The sequence below is a fragment of the Streptomyces sp. Ag109_G2-15 genome (assembly GCF_900215565.1).
GTDB classification, from domain to species: Bacteria; Actinomycetota; Actinomycetes; order Streptomycetales; family Streptomycetaceae; genus Streptomyces; species Streptomyces diastatochromogenes.
Window position 1 is genome coordinate 7781671 of the sequence record NZ_OCNI01000001.1, and the last position, 16494, is coordinate 7798164.

Genomic DNA, 16494 nt, shown 5'->3' on the forward strand with positions numbered 1-16494 from the left:
ACGGCGACCTAGCATGCGCTATAGGTCATCCGGCAGCAGTAGAAGCTAGGACGTTGATGCCTCGCGCCGTCGGCGGACGTACTCATGGCAGGTCGTCGCGCCCCAGCCACGCCGGCCTGACAGGCACCCCGTCCGGGTACCGCTCGACTTGTTGCTCCACCGGCTCGGCGGGTGCGGCATGAGGCACGGTCGGTGCCTCCGCCACAGGTTCCGGGACGGCGGGCGCGTCAGAGTCCTCCAGCAGCTCCGCCACCGTGAACCGAGTGACGAACGACTGCCACGCCCCGTCGATGACGAGTAGGAATCCGTCGTTCTGTCGCAGGAGCCGACGGCGCTTGGGGCTTCTCGGGTGCTCGGGTGAGTGGCTCCGCGCCCGCCGTTCCAGCTCTGCGAGTGCCTCCTCGCGCAGTCCGGTGATGTGAGCCACCACGTGTGCCTCGGTGTGCTTGCGTTCCCCAACACCGACGGTCCTTTCGATGACCAGCCCCCACGTCGTCACGTTCTTCGTCCCTTCACCTCTCGTGCCGCTTCCTGCCGTAGGAGGCACAGCGAAACCGGCGGAGCCGTATGCCGTCATGCGATCGCCGGTGGAGATCACTGTCATCCTGTCCTCCACACCGAGCAGTTCCGACGGGCTGCGGTCGCCGCTGTGGCCTTCCTTGCTGCGACGAGGACGCGAACACCGCAGGTCTGGTTGCCCGCGACGTCGACTTCGCCGCCTGCTTGGCCCGCCGTCGTGACGCCCGACAACGCTGGGACCACGAGAAGCCCGCGGCCTGCACCACCGTCCACGAACGCCCCATCGACACTCCGGCTGTCGGCGGTCACGTATTTCCCCACGATCTGAATGATCAACGTCACCTGACTCCCCACCCTCGGGGTCACGATTCCCAAGGGGGATGCCAACCGCATCCGGCACACCGTCGAACGGCCGATCAGATCACCGGCGGCCCTGCCTCGATGCGGCGCAGCACTGGGTGCAGGCTGTCCAGGTCGGGTCCGGTCTGGACCTGTCGCTCGTCCCACCAGGTGGCGCCGGCGTCGTGCAGCGGACCGATCACGTCCCTGGCCTTCGCCGCGTCCGGGGACGTGGCACCGCCGAGCACGAATTCGAAGGAGGGCTCGGCCCCGGCTGCACGGTGCTTGCAGATATAGCCGACCAGATCCCGTACCTCCGCCACATCCGGCACATGGCCATGCCGGGCCGTCTCGAAGAGCGGCACCGCGCCGTCCCACCGCGCTGCCCGCCGCATGGGCGCACGACGCGGCCAGAACCCGCCGATCCACACCGGCGGACCGGGCCGCTGCACGGTGGCGGGCAGCAGCGTCACGTCCCGGACCTCGTAGTGCCGGCCGTGGTGGTTCACCGGCTCGCCGGACCAGAAGCGCCTCAACAGCTCCATTCCCTCGTCCAGCCGCTCGGCGAGAAGGCGTGGCTCGGCGGCGTCGCCGAAACTGCGGTATTCGTCCTCGACCGGACCGCCCAGGCCCGCGGCGAAGATCACCCGGCCGCCGCTGAGGTGGTCCAGGGTGGCCACCTGGCGGGCTAGTTGCTGCGGGCGGTAACGGGGGACCGGCGTCAGGAGGGTGCCGAGTCGGATCCGGGAGGTCGCCAGCGCGGCGGCGGTCAGGAGCATCCAGGGGTCCCCGAAGGGACGCCCCTGATGCTGTCGGTGCAGTACGTGGTCCCAGACGAAGAGCCCGTCCCAGCCGGCCTGTTCGGCGGCAGCCGCCACCGTCGCGACGTTACGGGGGTCGGCGAAGTCACCAAAGTTGGGGATGTTGATGGAGAAGCGCATCCCAGCAGGATGCGCAGCCGGCCGCTGAGGGGCAATCGGATTCGGATACAGGCGGCTTCACGGCAGGCCGCTGACAGGCGCAGGACTACGCGCGTTCCATCGGGATTCCCGAACCGCGGCTGGGCTGGCAGGACCCGTCGGTCTCCGCCGCACTCGCGCGGTCCGACAGCTGCTATGGCCACGAAATGGGGAACTGCGTGAGCGTCCACCGGTGTCTCCGGCTCGTCCAGCAGCCGTTCCAGCTACCGCCAGGAGCCGATCCGTTGACGGGCTACAGCAGACTGTCGCAGAACAGGGTCTCACCCCGGCCGTTCCGATCGCCGCAGGGAGACGTGAAGAGCGCGATTTCGATGCTGCCGCAGGTGAAGGTCGAGTTCCGGAACAGGTCAGGAGACCCACTGCGTGCCTGCGGAGACCTCGAGAGCCGTGGCCTCGGTGACCCCGCCATGTCCAGGTGACCCCGCCATGTCCATTGGGCTCGACCTTCGGTGTCCATGCGCCGACGGAGGTCATCGCGACCAGCTGCCCGCCGCCTGCCCGAGCGCGGGCCGCAGAAGGTCGAAGGCGGCCCCGGCATCCCGTCAACCGCGATACCTCGGACAGCGGAGGCGACGCGACCGGCCGTGAAGCTGTCCTCAGCGATCGCCCGGGTCTCCGGCGCGGACGAGAGACAGACCCAGGTCGCCAGGGATCGTGCCCCGCTCGGCAGGTGGCGGCCCGTCAGGCGTGGACCTGCGAGCCGATGCCGAGGTCGAGGCGGATGGATTCGAGGATCACGAACGCGGTGCTCTGGGTGTAGACGTCGGCTGCGGCAAGCACGCCGGTGTACTTCCTGATGACCGGATCGGCGGCGTACTTGGTCTGAGCCGACTGGTACTCCTTCACCGCGGCCCACGTGTTGTCGCCGTACTTGACGAAGAACGGTGTGGGGTCGACGTTGGTGAGCGCGGCCTTGACGCCGTCGACGAGGTCCGTGATGTACTGCTGATACACGGTCATGTCGTCACGGGTACCGAGCCTGCCCATGTGGCCGCCGACGTGGTGCTTCCACGGGTAGGCCAGGGCCTTGGCCGGGGCGGCGATGGAGCCGGGGACGTCCTCGTTGAGGTTGAAGCTCTGGAACGGCACCCAGCCCGGCAGGTTGATGTCGACCAGCATCAGCGTGTCGTGGTCCGGGAAGTGGATGTAGACGTTGTCGGGCGTGTGGTTGGTACCCAGGTGGGCCAGTTCGATACGTTCCCCGCCGATGTGCAGAGTCTTGCGGCGCTCGAAGGTGACGTCGGGCACGGGGCGGGCCGGATCGTTGTCGCGCAGCAGCAGGCGTCGGGTCTCGGCGTGGCCGATGCGCTCCACGTCACGGCCGAAGAGGGACGACCCGCCGAGGTGGTCGGCGTGATGGTGCGAGTACACGATGTGGGTGACTTTGTTGGACACGCCGTTGGCGCCGGTGATCTCGTCGATGGCGCGCTGCAGGTTGCGGCCGATGGTGGGGGGTGCGTCGAACAGTACGACGCCGTCCTTCGTCGTCAAGAAGGCGGCCTGGTAGGTGCCGTCGGTGACCCAGTACAGATTCCGCTCGATCCGCCCGACGTAGTAGCCCTGCGCGTTGACGGCGGGGCCGAGCGCGGAGGGCGGGATCGGGGCGTAGTCCGGCAGTCCGGTGGTGTCGGCGGAGGCCGGTGTTATCAGAGCGCTGCTGCCGAGCGCCGCGATCGCGGGGACGGCCGCGACCTGCGCGGAACGGGCGAGAAGGGAACGGCGGCTGGTGGGGGAGTCGAACACGGACATGGTCTCAACTGCCTTTCGCTACGTCGGGCCGGACCGGTCGTGCATGGTTCGAGAGCGGTTCGTGCAGTGGGCGGCTGTTCGCGCTCCTGGGCTGACTCACGCGTCTGCCCAGGTGAGGCGACATCACCGGGATCTCGTGGATGCTGTGGCGGCGTGCCGGGCCCGTGGCCCGCTCCCGTCGGGGCAGGTGGGGATGAGGTTGAAACAGGCCGCCGCCCTGACTCCGGTGGCGATACGCGGACCGTCCGCCGTGCCGCACTGGTCCGCGCGAGCCGGTGCCCGGCCCCCCGCAGGGTCAGATTGCGAGGTCCGCGTGCATCTCCCAGACGAGAATTTCAGCGGGCGCGGAGACACTGATCCGCTGGCCGCCGCTGGCGGTGAAGCGGACCGCGTCGCCCGAGTTCAGCGTGCCGGTACCTTCGAGCTCGACCGAGCCGCGGGTGACGAACAAGTGCAGATAGGCAGCCTCGGGCAGCTGCACCGGCCGGCCGGGCACCAGCCGGGCCGCGTGCAGTGCCGCGTGACGGTTCCGGATACGGATGGCGGCATCGCCGTGATGCCGGGCCATGCCCGAGGCGACCGTCACCAGGCCGCCGGACAGCAGGTCGTTGCCGACTTCCAGCTGTTCATAGCCGGGCGTCACGCCCGTCTCGTCGGGTACGACCCACATCTGGATCAGGTGCACGGGGTTCGGGTGGCGCTCTCGACCGAGGCGCCGGGAGTCGTTCCTCTCCGAGTGCAGGATCCCGGTGCCGGCGCTCATCCGCTGGGCAAGCCCCGGATAGATGACTCCGGAGTTGCCGGCCGAGTCCTGATGTACCAGCGCCCCCTCCAGAACCCAGGTGACGATCTCCATGTCCCGATGCGGATGGGTGTCGAAGCCAGTGCCCGGCCGGATGGTGTCCTCGTTGTGGACCACCAGCAGGCCGTGGTGGGTGTTGCCCGGATCGTAGGGCTGGCCGCCGACCCAGAACGAGTGCCTGCCGCGAAGCCATGTCAGACGGGTCTCCGACCGGCCGTCGGAGCGGCGGACATCGATGCGCGGTGCGGGTGTGGTGCCCACGGGTATGCCCTTCCGAGTCGGGTCGGGATTCGCCGCGAACCGCCGGGTCGCGCGGCACGGTGCGCTCAGGCCCGGATTGCGGGCCGAGTGAGGGGGCGGAAGGAGGGAGGTGTCCGTCTGTCGGGCGGACGCACTCCTTCCTCCTCCTCGGCCGGGGTGGTCAGTTCGACGAGGGCGTCGATGCCTTGACAGCGGAGGCGAAGTCCGGCTGCACGCCGAGCTGGGCGAGCATGACGCTCACGCCCACGTAGCAGTTGAACTCCTTGATCTTGCCGTCTTCGACGTACCAGAAGTCGGCGGTCGGGATGTCGAGCTTGGCGCCGGTCGGCTGGATGACTCCGGCGGGCGTCTCGAAGGGCCCGGTGACGGTGCCCTTGATCGACAGCTCGACGGTGACGATGTTGCCCATGACGTGGAACCTGTGCAGCTCCCGGTGGATGTCGGGCGCCAGCTGGCCCATGTAGGCGACCAGGTCGCCCAGGTGCTCACCCCGGTAGCTCTCGCCCGCGACGACGTTGTTGAACACGCCGTCCTCGGTGAACAGGTCCTTGAACCCCTGGACGTCCAGGACGCTGCCTTCCGCCGCGTGGTACGCCGCCCGGACCACGGCTTCTGCGTCGGTAGCCATCGCTACTCTCCACTTCCGCGAAGTTAATCAAATGATTGCTTTAATATATGCCGACAGTCGGAGACCTTGTCAAGCAATCGTTTGAATTCTTTGGTGCCGACGGCCTTTGGCCTGGTCAGCGGCCGATGGCGGGGTACCCGTGGAACGCCCCGGCCACCACGGGGACCAGCTGCCGCTCGATCTGCTCGGCGGACATGGCGGCCAGCTCGGCGCCGATGGGTGCCAGTGCGAGCCAGTTCAGCAGGCCGGCTGCGCATCGCGTACGGAAGATCAGTTCCTGCTCGTCGACTCCGGGAAGACTCGACGACAGCACCGGGAGGGCATCCCGCCGAGTCTGCTCGAACTTCCCGGCCAGCCGCCCCCACCCCTGGGGCGGATCGATTCCGACGCGTGCCACGGTTCGCATCACGGCCAGGTCCTGTCCACCGGCCGCCAGCGCGCGCATCATGGGCCGGGCGAACGCTGCCGCCAGGTCCTGAAGTGTCGAAGTGGAGTCAAGGGAATCGAGTGCCAGGATCTGCGCGTCCAGATACCGTTCCAGCGCGTGCTCGATCGCAGAGTCGCACAACGCCTTCAGCGACCCGAAGTGGTAACTCACCGCGGCGACGTTGGCTCCGGCGCGATCCGTGATCTCGCGGAGTGTCACGCCCTCCTGGCCCCGTTGCGCGAGCAGCTCCAGTGCGGCCGTCAGCAGACCGTCCCGTGTGCGCTGACCAGCCTCTCGACGAAGATCCATCTTTTCCGCCCGTACCACGGAATGAACTCAAGCAGCCGCTTGAGTTCATTGTCAAACAGCTGCTTCAGTGCACGGCGGTCACCTTTCGCCACCCGCACCGAATGCCAGACCAACGGCAACGCGCGAAGGGAACGGGGTAGCTGCCTAGATCGCCGGACTGCCGAACCAGTGGCCGGCTGCCCGCTCGAACGCTTCACGATCAAAGGCGCTGTCGCCTGCCCAGGCGACGATGCCGTCAGGTCGGACAAGCACGGCACCGAGTTCGAGGTCTTGCGGGCCGGCCCGGCTACGTAGCGGATCCGCTTGTCCCAGCCCCTCGCCGAGTCGTTCAGACGGCGGTCGGTGGAGAAATCGAGGGCGACGCCTCGTCCTTCCCGCATCAGGTCGCCCAGGCGGGTGCCGTCCTCAAGACGAAGCTCGGGGGCGTTGCGGCCGACCAGCGCGAAGTGGCCCACCTGACGAGGGGGCGCCGGCTCGTTCGACGCGTCGGGACAGTCGTTGACGCCCGACGCCGTCAGCAACTGCTGCAGCATCCCGCGACGGTAGAACGTCTCGACCGACGCGGCGGACAGGCCCAGCAGCCCGAGGGGGGAGTGCCCTCCGCGGGGAGTGGAGCCCCCACTCCTGCTCTAGCAACCGGCCGGCTCACTGGCCCTGCTCGAACATGGTGATCAGGCGCTGGGGTGCGTCGTCGCCGAAGAGGAGGTCGTTGAGCTGGGCGCCTTCGGCGGCGGCTGCGGCGCTGCGGGGGAACATGGCCTGCTCGTATCCGCTCAGCGCGGTCTCGATGTCATCGCGGTGCGCGGCGATGGCCTTGCCCAGTTCGGCGCCGTCGTACATGGCCAGGTTGGCGCCTTCGCCGTTCGGGGCCGCGAGGTGGGCGGCGTCGCCGAGCAGGGTCACCCCCGGCACCCGGTCCCACCGGTGCTCGATCGGCAGGGCGTGGAGGGGGCGCAGGACCGGCGTGGTCTCGCTGTCGGTGATCAGTGCGGTGAGCTCCGGTGCCCAGCCGTCGAACTCCCGCGCGATCCGCGCGGTTGCCGCGGCGGAGTCGGTGAAGTCGATGTCGGTGAACCACTCCAGCGGCCTGGAGAGCGCCACGTAGGTGTGGAGGGTTCCGCCTCGCTCCCGGTGAGCCTGGATTCCTTTGCCCGGCGCGAGCGCGAACAGCGAGCCGTCGCCGACCGCCTTCGCGGTGGCCGGGTGCCGGGTGTCGCCGTCGTACAGGTAGGTCTCGACGAACGACCTGCCGGTGTACTCGGGTGTGGCGTCGGAGAGCAGCGGCCGGACCCGCGACCATGCACCGTCCGCGCCGACCAGCAGACTCGTGACGACGGTGGCGCCGTCGGCGAAGGTCACCTCGTGGCGGCCCTCGCCCAGAGCACGGGCACTGCTGACCTTGTGCCCCCACCGGACGGTGCCGGCCGGGAGCGAGTCGAGCAGGATCTGCCGTAGCTCGCCGCGCTGCACCTCGGGGCGCTCGCCCGTGCCGTCGTCGGGCACGTCGACCAGAACGGTCCCGTCCGGTGCGAGGAACCGTGTCGCCTCGCGGCCTTCCAGGATCAGGCCGCGGAACTCCTCCATCAGGCCCGCCGCCTGGAGAGCCGGCTGGCCGTTGTAGTCGTGGATGTCGAGCATCCCGCCCTGCGCCCGCGCCCTCGGGGAGGACTCCGCCTCGTAGACCGTGGCCGGGATTCCGTGGACGTGCAGGACGCGGGCGAGGGTCAGGCCGCCGAGTCCGGCACCGATGATCGTGATGTCATTGCTCATGGTGACTCCTTGCCTGTCGTACGCCTGCCGGACGGGCGCCCGGCAGGCTCTGATGGAAAGGTGCCGGACCCCGCCGACAAGCCGCCGACATCGGACCGACAGGCCCCCGATACGTGCGGGCCAGGTCATCTCCCCGAACCGGCACTGTTCCGGATTCGTGTCAAGTAGCGCGCTTCGCACGTGACAACTGCTGCGCCTCGTCTACGGGACACGTCAGGCGCAGTGAACGAGGTTGCTAGTGTCCGACAGTGACCTTGACGGACCTGGGGAAGGGCTTTCGGGACGGTGATCAGCGGCGGCGCGTCCAAGCGGTGATCCATGATCGCCTTGCGGACGACCGCGAGCCGCAGGAGTGCCGCTACCTCATGCGGTTCTGGTGGCAGCTGTGCATGCCGTACCGAGAGGTGTCGTTGGAGCAGCTCAGCCTGAACGTCAGCCAGCCGAAGCTGGACGTGCTCAACCAGCTGATCAGCGCCATCAGGACGTCCCATGCCGAGATCGACGCGTGGGTGGCCACCACGCAGGATGCCTTCCCGGTGATTCAAGACCGTGGCTTCCGGGCGGCATCGGGCGGCGAGGGCTAGCGCAGCAAGTCGAGTTGCAGGCAGGAGCGTCGTCCGCGCGGCCGTGCGGGAGACCGTGAGGGATTGGTGGCGCCGGACCGGAGCTGATGGCCTGGCTCGGGCCGGCCGCAGAGCACCGTAGCCACCTCTACGAGAGCCACCAGGCCGACCGCATCACGCCGCACGTGCTCGGCCTGCTCGATCCGTATGGTGGGCCATTCCAGGCGGCGAGTGAGCAGTCCAGCGAACACGCTCGGCAGCACGGCGCCGCAGACCGCGTGCTGGGTCAGTGGGTGGTCCAAAGCCGTCTGGTGCGCGTGGGCGCCGGCGAGGCGCAGCAGCCCGCGAAGTCTGTGTCCGAAGCGGTCGCACGACGGATGCGTGGCGTGCTCGGCCTCTGCGATGAGCGCTAGGTCGCCCGCCCGGCTTCGACCGCGAGTGCTGCCAACGCCGAGGCTGGTGGGAGTCCTTGGGGGAGGAGGGAGACGTTCGAGGGTGGGGGTACGTGGTGGAGATCGCGGCACTGGTGGTGTCGTTGCCGGCCTTCGCGGTGTCCGGGCTGGTGTCGCTGAGGCAGCAGCTGCGTCAGCGGCGCTCCGCACGACGACTCGGGCACCACCGCAGCGCTTCGTGGCCTCCCGTTCAGGGATGTACGCCGTCTGTCCCCCCGTGCCGCTGATGCGGGTACGGGCGGTAGAGGGCGTGGGCGCGCGTCAGGTCGGCAGGGCCGTCCTGGCCGAGGTGGAGGAAGTAGTTCACCTGCCATGCCTGCGTGGTGCGGGCCTGCCGGCTGGTCGTGGTTACCCACGGCGGGTACACGCGGAAGCCGCGTTTCCCGCCGGAGGCGTCGCGGGAGACGATGCCGTGTTCGCACAGCACCTCGCCAGGGAACACGAACTGTCCGAAGCCGTCCTTGTGGCGGCTGCTGATGACGAAGAGGTCCACATGGTCGTCGGCGTCGAAGGGCCGGATCGGCCCCTTCTCGGACCGCTGCCACACGGTGACGAACTGGCCCACTTTCAGGCGCTGGTGTACGCCGCCGGTGGTTTCGCTTGCTCGCTGCCGGTGCCCGAGCCGGAAGGCGCCGAGTACGCTGCGTGCGCGTTCACACTCGATGGCCGCTCGGTCCGGTTCCGCGTGGCCAAGACGACCCCGAACGCTTCTCTTTGCAGGATGGGGAGGGCTCCGGGGACCGGCATCAAGTCCCGCCCCGGAAGCGGCCGGACAGGCTTCCGTCGAGCGCGTGAACCGACCCACCGGAACACCCCGCTGGAACCGCCCGCTTCCTGTGGTCGTCTTGTGCGCTGATTGTGTACGAAGCAGGGATGTGGGGGGCGTTGTGACACGGAACGTGACGAAGGCCGGTCTCGTGGCGGTGGCTATGGCGACGGTACTCGGGGCTTCGGCCTGCGGTGGGGGAGCCGGCTCGGCGCCCGGGGGGAGCGGTGGGAAGCTCCCCGCGCACGGGAAGGGGGAGTCCGTGGCGCTCTCCGGGGGCGCGGTGTCGTCCGGCTCGGCACCGACGTCTCCAGGCGCCGTGGGGAAGTTGTCCGGGATCGCGCAGACCGGAGTGTCGCCCATCACCCGGCACGTGCCGTGGAACCTGGACATCCTGGACCAGCGGTCGCGGCCGCTGAATGGGAAGCTCACCACCACCGCCACGGGCAAGGGCGTTCACGTCTACGTGATCGACACCGGGATGGACATCGCCCACAAGGAGTTCGGCGGACGCGCCCACCTCGGCGCCGACTTCGTGGGCCCGAAGGACTCCGGTGACTGCTTCAGTGAGGCAGGGATGGGCCACGGCACGTTCGTCGCGGGCATCATCGGCGGGGCGAAGTACGGGGTGGCGCCCAAGGCGGAGCTCGTACGGGTCCAGGGCGTCCTGTGCGAGAGCGAGGGCGGTGGCTCCCCGACGGCGGCCGAGGCGGCCGTGGTGAAGTCGGTCAAGTGGGTCACCGCGCACGCGCAGAAGCCCGCGGTGGTGAACATGTCGCTCAACTTCGACCACCGGTCGGCGGCCGTGGAGTCCGCCGTGAAGAAGATGGTCGACGCGGGGATCCCGACGGTGGTGTCGGCCGGCAACTTCCATGACGACGCCTGCAAGCACTCCCCGGCCGGCGTCCCCGGCACGATCGTCGTGGCGGCCTCCACCTCAAACGACCGCGCGTGGAGCGACACCGACTCCTACGGATCGGGTTACGGACGCTGCGTGGACCTGTACGCCCCCGGTCAGAAGGTGACCGCAGCCCTCGCCGGCGGCGGTACGACCACGGAGAACGACGGCGCGACGTCCTGGGCCGCGCCGCATGCGACCGGCGTGATCGCGCTGTACCTGTCGGCACATCCCCACGCCACGGCCAACGAGGTCCACGTCTGGCTCGATCACGCGGCCACCCGCGGTGTCTTGCGCGGGGTCCGCTCCGACACCCCCAACCGGCTGCTCAACACCGGCGGCATCTGACGTGCCCCGGCCGCCCCGATCGCACGGTCACCCAAGCGCCGCGCCTCATCGGAATGGCGGCCGCAAGTCGCGCGGCCACCGTGCCCACACCGTGCTGACCCGGTCGTCGCGGGGACGGCCGCCGAGCAGGCTCTGGAGGCGTTCGCCGCCTCCGATCCGGGCGGGCCGCTACCGGCGATCGTCCGGACCTGGCAGGCAGTCTGGAGCGAGTTCACCCCTACCTTGCCCCGCCGAGTCCGTGGTGCTCGGCGTCGGCCGGTTCCTGGCCTGCCGGGACCTGGCCGGCGCGAAGCGGACCGATGCCATCCTCTGGCGACCGGGCAGCCGCGTTCTGCCGGAGGTGGAGGGCCGCGTACCCCGCGGCTCCTACCGGGCCAAGTGGCCGCGCCTGGCCTTCCGCCTGGCGCTGGGGACCATGGGGAGCGAGGGCGGCTACCTGTTCGGCCGCAACCCCGACTCCACCGCGCAGACCGCCCAGAACCCCTGGGAGAACCGGGACGCGACCCTCGCTGTGCTGGAGACGAACGGGATCGGCTCGGCCTCCGCGTCAGCCGTACGACAGCCACACGGAACGAGACGGATCCGTGATAATTCCTGGTACAAGGAGGCGACCCCGGTTCTCGACCTCGACGGGCGGCAGCAGCCGGTGAGCAGCTCCCTGCTGGACGAGTCCGCCGTCCGGGTCGGGGCCGACGGACTCGGCTGACCGCGTGGAACATCAAGGCGCTCGAAGGCGCGGAAATGCTGAAGCTTTTCGTGCCGAAGCGCTACGGCGGCCACGCGTCGGACATGGCCACCGCGGCCCAGACCATCGCCGAGGTCGCCAGGGCGACGGTTCGACGTCCTGGGCCGTGGCCCTGCTGAACGTGTGCACCTGGTTCGGCGCCACCTTCTCCCAGCAGGTCCAGGACGATGTGTTCGGTGCCAACCCGGACGCGAAGGTGTGCGGCATCACACCGGGCAGCAAGGCCCAGCGCGTGGCCGGCGGTCACCTGGTCAGTGGCCGCCGGCCCTACTCCCCGGGCACCTTCGCGGCCGACGCACCCGCAGCTCCTCCACCCGCCGCGGCGGTTCAGCAAGCTGGTCCATCAGCAGCAGGAACCGCTTGATCGTCTGCCACTGGCTGCTCGCCGTCCGCTGCGTGCGGCGCCCACCGCCGGGCCCGATCCGCACCCCCAGTGCGTGCGCGAAGTCCCGGTGCAGCCCCGGCAGCGGCAACTCCTCGAACCGGAACACGCACTCGCGGCCATCCTCACCGGTGAACCGCACCACCGGCGCCCCGCCGTCCTGCGGGAACTCCACCACCGGGGGAGGCTCGTAAAAGCCGTCGTCGCCGCCGGCGGCCACGACTGCCCCGTCCGTTTCCGCTGCGTGGGCTGCGGCCACTTCCGCACCGATGTCTCCTATCTACCCGACCCGGAGTCCTACCTCGCCGACCTGCTGCGCAGCCGCGAACGCCTGGCCGCCTTCAGCGCCGATGACTGGGCCAAGGGCGAGGCCATGCCGTCCGACGAGGAGATCACCCGCGTCCGTCGCCTCATCAGCCGCGTCCGCGCCGACCTCGATGAGCTCACCGACGAGGACCGCGCCCAGACTCAGCAAGCCGTCCAGGTCGTCCGCCGCACCCGCCAGGTCGTCTCTCTCGGCCTGCCCAGAGTCCGTCAGCCCCTGCCCGACCTACGTCCCGAAAGGCCCACCGCGTGACCAGCCCGATGATCGAGGGGAAACGAGCCGACTCCGCCCGCCGCCGCGAACGCGTCCTCCAGGCCCTGGATGCGGCCCTGCGCAGCGGTCAGAACATCACTGTGTCCGGCCTCGCCCGCACCGCCCGTGTCGACCGCACCTTCCTCTATCGCCACCGCGACCTGCTCGAACGCGCCCACGCCGCGGCAACCACCCCTGCCGAGGCAGGCAGAACAGCGGCCGTGAGCAGAGCCTCGCTCCAAACCGACCTCGCCAACGCCCTGGAACGCAACACCCGGCTGACGGCACGCGTCCGGCAGTTGGAAAAGCGGCTGTCCGAAGAGCTGGGCACGACGGTCTGGACCGAATCCGGCCTCGGTGCCCCGGCCGGCCTCGACCAGCTTCAGCGCCGCATCACCGAACTGGAACAACAACTCGCCGACGTGCAGGGGCAGTTGGACGAACGAACCGAGGAACTGGACGCGGCACGCGCCGCCAACCGTGAACTGACCCGGGCGCTGAACCACACGCCGGAGGGAACGGGCCCGCCTACAGCCCGAAGGCCCCGCCCTCGATCAGGATGAGCAGACCGATCGCGATCAGCACCAGCGGCAGCAGAATGTGGCCCCAGCGGCTGAGAGCCTTGGCGACGACCGGACGGGTGGCGAAGAACCTTCCCGCGAGCACCACACCGCAACCAGGGTCAGAAAGACCACGGCATACACGCTCATCCCGCCGACGCCGGCGGTGGCGAACACAGGGACGTAGAGGGGTGTGACCGAGATACGCGCCAAAGGGGCAACGGGATGATCCTGAAGCCCTGAGCGCCGGGGCCCTCGCCGTATCTCAGAGGGACACCCGCGCTGTTCTGCCAGCGGCAGAACACCGGCCGGACCGGGCTCGACGATCACTACAGTCCAGTCTCATGACGACGACTACGACGCGTACGGTTGAGTACCCGGCCGACGGTTTGACGATGATCGGGCACCTCGCGCTCCCGGCCGGTGTCGACCGCCGGCCCGCGGTGCTGCTCGGACCAGAGGGCATGGGGCTCAGCGACGTCGAGCGCCGCCGGGCCGATGCTCTCGCCGAGCTGGGATATGTAGCGCTGGCCTTCGACCTTCACGGCGGGCGCTATTTGGGTGACCCCGAGGAGATGCTGGCCCGTTGCACGCCACTGCTCGCTGATCCCGACCGGATGCGGGGCATCGGCCATGCGGCGCTCGACGTGTTGCGCACCGAACCGCGGACCGACCCCGACCGGATCGCCGCCGTCGGCTACGGCACCGGGGGCGCCGTCGGGCTGGAACTCGGGCGCGACGGCGTCAGCCTGCGCGCGATCGGGACGGTCAACGCACTGACCACGGGCCGACCGGGCGAGGCGGCGCGCATTCGCTGCCCGGTGTGGGCCGGGGTCGGGTCGGAAGACCCGATCATGCCGCCCGCGCAACGGAACGCGTTCACCGCCGAGATGCAGGCCGCAGGCGTCGACTGGCGCCTCACGGTCTACGGCGGAGCCTTGCATGCCTTCCACCACCCACCGGTCGACCACACCGTGGTCCCCGGCGTCGGCTACCACTCACGGCACGCACAGCGAGCCTGGCGCGACGTCGTCGACCTTCTCGCCGAGTGCCTGCCTGTGCTGGAGAACTTGGGGGCATGACCCAGGCAAACATGTTGGTGCCAGGCCTCGTCGGGTCGCGCACTGCACAGCAGACCCGCATTCGGGCAGTTGTGCGATCGCGGAGATGTATTCACAACTGCCGTAGTAAATAACGGATTTACCGCGACGGAGCCCTGGCCGTGATCGTCGCGACCTGCGGCCGACCGTTCCGGCTTCCAGGGCGAGATGTACGCATTTACTGCGGCGTCACTCTGCTGACCACGCGTAAAGCCGCATCAAGATCTACTCATTGCCCCCTTGACGCGTATCTCGGCTGAACCCCGTAGACACCGATGTTGTCACCGCCGTTGGCGAAGGTGACTGCGGCGACCTCCAACGAGCTGGGGCCGCCCTCCTTTGCCTCTTCCTCGTCCGCGTCTTCACCGTCGCGGTCGTTCTTCCACGTTTTCCACGCCGCCTTGAGACCTAGATGATCGATTCCAAGGGGTGCCTGCGGAGGGTGTGGGGGTGGGCGTTCAGGCGTCGGGGTCGACTTCGGGATGCGTGAACCGCACGGGCTTGCCCAGCGACCGGGCGTAGGCGATTTCGGCTCGGGTGCTGTCTCCGATGTAGTCGCCGACTACGAGCACCTCATCAGCGAGCCGGATCTTCGCTCGGTGCAGATCGTCGAGTCGAACCTTCAGCGCCTCGGCCTCGACAGGATCGGACCAAAGTTCGTGCGGCGCCTTCATGTCGCAACCCGGCTTGACGACAATCTTTCCGGCTTTGGTCTCCCGCAGATCGGCCTCGTTCATCTCGGTCATGAAACGAGTGGAGCCGCAGATCACGACGATACGCGGGAGGCTCAACAGCTTCTTCGCGTCGGCGAGCTTCTCCTCGGGGGTGGGCAGTTGCGGGTATGACACTGGTTCCTCCTGGTGGTGTGGTCCAAGGGGTGCCTGCGGAGACGAGAATGAGGGTGTCCAAGATCGTCCTATGGCGAAGAACGTGGACACCCTCGCCATGATGCGGACCGCCCGGCGACAGTACCCGGCGCACGGCCCCGCAGTGCCACCCGGGCTCCACGGCAGCCTCGTCAACGAGATGGCCGCCCAACAGCCCCTTCAGGCGACAGCACCACACCTGTCGCAGTGGCTAGATTCCCAATCAATGACGCTGAGCTGCACCAACGTGAACCAGTCGCTAACGCCACAGCCCAGAACCCCAGAGAAGCGGTGGCTGCCGGACGCGACGGCGCTGGGTGGTGAGTTGGTGGTGTGGGAGTCCGGGCGGCTGGCGTTCGAGCGTCTCCAAGGCCGGCTGCGGCGTGGAGCAGGGGCAGTAGAGGCCTCTAGGACATGGCCGTCCCACTTCGTTGCTTTCGACGTGCTGCGGCTGGCCGGCACTGAGACGACGGCGTGGCCGTACCGTCGGCGCCGGACCGCGCTGGAGGACCTGTTCGCCGAGGGCCGGCTGTCGGCGCCGTGGGCCGCCCCTCCAACGCGGCCGGTGGTGCCGCTGCGATCAGCGTGCTGACCGAGCGCAGGCGTTTCGGCGGCTCGCTCGCCGATCTGGACGCCGTACGTGCCCGGGTCGACGTGCTCGTCCTGCGCAAGGATTTCATTGTCGACCCCTATCAGCTGTGGGAGGCTCGCGCGCACGGGGCCGATCTTGCGCTTCTCATGGCCGTGTCGCTGGACGACGGTCAGCTCGCCGACCTGATGGGGCTGTGCAAGGAGTTGGGTCTCACGCCGCTCGTGGAGGCGCACACGGCCGACGAAGTGCGGCGCGCTGTCGCTGCGGGAGCCGAGCTCCTCGGCATCAACGCGCGGGACCTGACAACGCTGGACGTGGATCGCAAGGTGTTCGCCGACCTCGTGACGGCCATCCCGGAAGGCACCGTCAAGGTCGCGGAATCCGGAGTGACGGGCCCGAAGGATGTTGCGGAGTACCGCGGTTGGGGAGCCGACGTGGTACTGGTCGGCGAAGCACTGGTCCGCTCGGGAGACCCGCGCAGCGCCGTGCACGAGTTCATCGAGGCGGCCACGGAGCACCTGCGGAGAGGCAGCGTCGTGGTGGAGTGGACGGGTGGCGTGAGGGGGTTTGCTCAAGCGGTCCGTGATTGTCCGGTCTTACGGGCGCGCTATGGGCACGGGGCGCCAAGACTGGTGGGCAGAGCGCGTGCACGCACGGGCATTGCGTCTGGCTGGGCTCGGTCGGACATCAGGCTGGGGAGCCTCTTCGCGTGTGCACATTGCTAGGGTGAAGCCCGTTTCGCGCTGCAAGACGGATGGTCAAGGCTTTCCCGGAACGGCCGGTGCTCGCTCTCAGTCCGTTTGCCGGCTCCGGGGCCGTACCGGCTGGCCAGTGACCGCGGTGATGCACTCGAAGTCCCGG

20 protein-coding genes and 2 pseudogenes are annotated in these 16494 nt (G+C 69.0%); 10 read left to right on the top strand and 12 right to left on the bottom strand.

All coding sequences use genetic code 11. From position 1 onward, the window contains the following. Window positions 1-82: 82 nt before the first annotated feature. From CRP49_RS35110 to CRP49_RS35145, 9 genes and pseudogenes are all read right to left on the bottom strand, one after another. Window positions 83-499, bottom strand: coding sequence for a hypothetical protein (locus tag CRP49_RS35110; RefSeq protein ID WP_097256955.1), 417 nt, complete (start codon window positions 497-499; stop codon window positions 83-85). Window positions 500-935: 436 nt separating this feature from the next. Beyond that, complete coding sequence (locus CRP49_RS35115) at window positions 936-1799, bottom strand: LLM class flavin-dependent oxidoreductase (protein WP_097256956.1); 864 nt, start codon at window positions 1797-1799, stop codon at window positions 936-938. A gap of 720 nt (window positions 1800-2519) precedes the next feature. Then, window positions 2520-3587, bottom strand: coding sequence for an MBL fold metallo-hydrolase (locus tag CRP49_RS35120; RefSeq protein ID WP_097256957.1), 1068 nt, complete (start codon window positions 3585-3587; stop codon window positions 2520-2522). Window positions 3588-3882: 295 nt separating this feature from the next. After that, window positions 3883-4650 (bottom strand): pirin-like bicupin family protein, encoded by a 768-nt coding sequence (locus CRP49_RS35125; RefSeq protein ID WP_097256958.1) that lies wholly within the window; start codon window positions 4648-4650, stop codon window positions 3883-3885. A gap of 160 nt (window positions 4651-4810) precedes the next feature. Continuing rightward, window positions 4811-5278: an ester cyclase gene (locus CRP49_RS35130; protein ID WP_257033600.1), complete on the bottom strand. Its 468-nt coding sequence runs from the start codon at window positions 5276-5278 to the stop codon at window positions 4811-4813. 115 nt (window positions 5279-5393) lie between these two features. Next, window positions 5394-6014, bottom strand: a complete 621-nt coding sequence (locus CRP49_RS35135; RefSeq protein ID WP_097256959.1) for a TetR/AcrR family transcriptional regulator — start codon at window positions 6012-6014, stop codon at window positions 5394-5396. A 144-nt stretch (window positions 6015-6158) separates the two neighbouring features. After that, a complete protein-coding gene (locus CRP49_RS49275; RefSeq protein ID WP_373560409.1) occupies window positions 6159-6266 on the bottom strand; it encodes a hypothetical protein in 108 nt (35 codons plus the stop codon). A gap of 86 nt (window positions 6267-6352) precedes the next feature. Next, window positions 6353-6547, bottom strand: a pseudogene (locus CRP49_RS49280) (hypothetical protein); the annotation flags it as partial. A gap of 112 nt (window positions 6548-6659) precedes the next feature. Further along, window positions 6660-7784 (bottom strand): NAD(P)/FAD-dependent oxidoreductase, encoded by a 1125-nt coding sequence (locus CRP49_RS35145; protein ID WP_097256960.1) that lies wholly within the window; start codon window positions 7782-7784, stop codon window positions 6660-6662. A 248-nt stretch (window positions 7785-8032) separates the two neighbouring features. Between CRP49_RS35145 and CRP49_RS35150 the strand changes: the two genes are divergently transcribed. Both CRP49_RS35150 and CRP49_RS35155 read left to right on the top strand, forming a co-directional pair. Further along, window positions 8033-8368 (top strand): hypothetical protein, encoded by a 336-nt coding sequence (locus tag CRP49_RS35150; RefSeq protein ID WP_097256961.1) that lies wholly within the window; start codon window positions 8033-8035, stop codon window positions 8366-8368. Between the two features lie 86 nt (window positions 8369-8454). Next, window positions 8455-8760 carry a hypothetical protein gene (locus CRP49_RS35155; RefSeq protein WP_097256962.1) on the top strand — a complete coding sequence of 102 codons (306 nt, stop codon included), beginning with the start codon at window positions 8455-8457 and terminating at the stop codon, window positions 8758-8760. A gap of 229 nt (window positions 8761-8989) precedes the next feature. Here CRP49_RS35155 and CRP49_RS35160 read toward each other — a convergent pair whose 3' ends face one another. Next, window positions 8990-9463: a MepB family protein gene (locus tag CRP49_RS35160; protein ID WP_097257715.1), complete on the bottom strand. Its 474-nt coding sequence runs from the start codon at window positions 9461-9463 to the stop codon at window positions 8990-8992. A 364-nt stretch (window positions 9464-9827) separates the two neighbouring features. Between CRP49_RS35160 and CRP49_RS35165 the strand changes: the two genes are divergently transcribed. The 5 genes from CRP49_RS35165 to CRP49_RS35185 all read left to right on the top strand — a co-directional run bounded on the left by CRP49_RS35165 (window position 9828) and on the right by CRP49_RS35185 (window position 13078). After that, complete coding sequence (locus CRP49_RS35165) at window positions 9828-10811, top strand: S8 family peptidase (RefSeq protein WP_257033601.1); 984 nt, start codon at window positions 9828-9830, stop codon at window positions 10809-10811. 238 nt (window positions 10812-11049) lie between these two features. Beyond that, window positions 11050-11517, top strand: coding sequence for a hypothetical protein (locus tag CRP49_RS48265; protein WP_101416231.1), 468 nt, complete (start codon window positions 11050-11052; stop codon window positions 11515-11517). Between the two features lie 145 nt (window positions 11518-11662). Then, complete coding sequence (locus CRP49_RS47540) at window positions 11663-11920, top strand: hypothetical protein (protein ID WP_218892980.1); 258 nt, start codon at window positions 11663-11665, stop codon at window positions 11918-11920. Window positions 11921-11993: 73 nt separating this feature from the next. After that, window positions 11994-12515 (top strand): hypothetical protein, encoded by a 522-nt coding sequence (locus CRP49_RS48270; protein ID WP_257033602.1) that lies wholly within the window; start codon window positions 11994-11996, stop codon window positions 12513-12515. Further along, window positions 12512-13078: a DUF6262 family protein gene (locus CRP49_RS35185; protein WP_257033603.1), complete on the top strand. Its 567-nt coding sequence runs from the start codon at window positions 12512-12514 to the stop codon at window positions 13076-13078. Before CRP49_RS48270 ends, CRP49_RS35185 begins: the two co-directional genes overlap by 4 nt. Here the strand turns inward: CRP49_RS35185 and CRP49_RS48275 are convergent. Continuing rightward, window positions 13044-13181, bottom strand: coding sequence for a hypothetical protein (locus tag CRP49_RS48275; RefSeq protein ID WP_257033604.1), 138 nt, complete (start codon window positions 13179-13181; stop codon window positions 13044-13046). The two genes, CRP49_RS35185 and CRP49_RS48275, sit on opposite strands and share 35 nt — an antisense overlap. Before the next feature lie 238 nt (window positions 13182-13419). On the opposite strand from CRP49_RS48275, the gene CRP49_RS35195 reads away from it, so the two are divergent. Continuing rightward, window positions 13420-14157, top strand: coding sequence for a dienelactone hydrolase family protein (locus CRP49_RS35195; protein ID WP_097256964.1), 738 nt, complete (start codon window positions 13420-13422; stop codon window positions 14155-14157). Window positions 14158-14633: 476 nt separating this feature from the next. Here CRP49_RS35195 and CRP49_RS35205 read toward each other — a convergent pair whose 3' ends face one another. Then, window positions 14634-15023, bottom strand: a complete 390-nt coding sequence (locus CRP49_RS35205) for a hypothetical protein (protein ID WP_097256965.1) — start codon at window positions 15021-15023, stop codon at window positions 14634-14636. Between the two features lie 244 nt (window positions 15024-15267). On the opposite strand from CRP49_RS35205, the gene CRP49_RS47080 reads away from it, so the two are divergent. Both CRP49_RS47080 and CRP49_RS35215 read left to right on the top strand, forming a co-directional pair. Continuing rightward, window positions 15268-15633, top strand: a complete 366-nt coding sequence (locus tag CRP49_RS47080) for a hypothetical protein (protein WP_373560410.1) — start codon at window positions 15268-15270, stop codon at window positions 15631-15633. Continuing rightward, a pseudogene (locus tag CRP49_RS35215) lies at window positions 15570-16163 on the top strand (indole-3-glycerol-phosphate synthase); the annotation flags it as partial. The gene CRP49_RS47080 and the pseudogene CRP49_RS35215, both read left to right, overlap by 64 nt. Window positions 16164-16494: the final 331 nt, after the last annotated feature.

Bases quoted from the DNA above. Each gene is read 5' to 3' on its own strand.
- CRP49_RS47080 (WP_373560410.1), top strand. From the start codon at position 15,268: ATGACGCTGAGCTGCACCAACGTGAACCAGTCGCTAACGCCACAGCCC.
- CRP49_RS35155 (WP_097256962.1), top strand. From the start codon at position 8,455: ATGGCCTGGCTCGGGCCGGCCGCAGAGCACCGTAGCCACCTCTACGAG.
- CRP49_RS35195 (WP_097256964.1), top strand. From the start codon at position 13,420: ATGACGACGACTACGACGCGTACGGTTGAGTACCCGGCCGACGGTTTG.
- CRP49_RS35135 (WP_097256959.1), bottom strand. From the start codon at position 6,014: ATGGATCTTCGTCGAGAGGCTGGTCAGCGCACACGGGACGGTCTGCTG.
- CRP49_RS35130 (WP_257033600.1), bottom strand. From the start codon at position 5,278: ATGGCTACCGACGCAGAAGCCGTGGTCCGGGCGGCGTACCACGCGGCG.
- CRP49_RS35120 (WP_097256957.1), bottom strand. From the start codon at position 3,587: ATGTCCGTGTTCGACTCCCCCACCAGCCGCCGTTCCCTTCTCGCCCGT.
- CRP49_RS35145 (WP_097256960.1), bottom strand. From the start codon at position 7,784: ATGAGCAATGACATCACGATCATCGGTGCCGGACTCGGCGGCCTGACC.
- CRP49_RS35115 (WP_097256956.1), bottom strand. From the start codon at position 1,799: ATGCGCTTCTCCATCAACATCCCCAACTTTGGTGACTTCGCCGACCCC.